This is a genomic window from Psychrobacter sp. 16-MNA-CIBAN-0192 (genome assembly GCF_040309565.1).
Taxonomy (GTDB): Bacteria; Pseudomonadota; Gammaproteobacteria; order Pseudomonadales; family Moraxellaceae; genus Psychrobacter.
In genome coordinates this window covers 1-265 of record NZ_JBEOOX010000335.1, presented here as the reverse complement: position 1 = coordinate 265, position 265 = coordinate 1, and the positions used below count along the sequence as shown (strand labels likewise).

Genomic DNA, 265 nt, shown 5'->3' with positions numbered 1-265 from the left:
CGCTATAACTGTGATCAACTGAAATGACATCTTGTTTAATAATCGGCCCTTCGTCCAAGTGGTTGTTCACAAAGTGTGCTGTTGCACCAATAATTTTAACACCACGATCCCACGCTTGTTTATAAGGTGATGCGCCAATGAATGCGGGTAAAAAAGAATGATGAATATTAATAATTTTATCTGCAAATGCTGTTACAAACTCGGGTGTTAAAACTCGCATATATTTAGCGAGTACAACAAAGTCAGGATCATAGGGTTTTATCAC

1 protein-coding gene is annotated in these 265 nt (G+C 37.7%); it reads right to left on the bottom strand.

Translation table 11 applies throughout. The annotated features are described in order from the left end of the window. Window positions 1–265 (bottom strand): formyltransferase family protein (locus AAEY78_RS13470; RefSeq protein WP_352339826.1); only part of this gene is annotated, 265 nt, incomplete at both ends.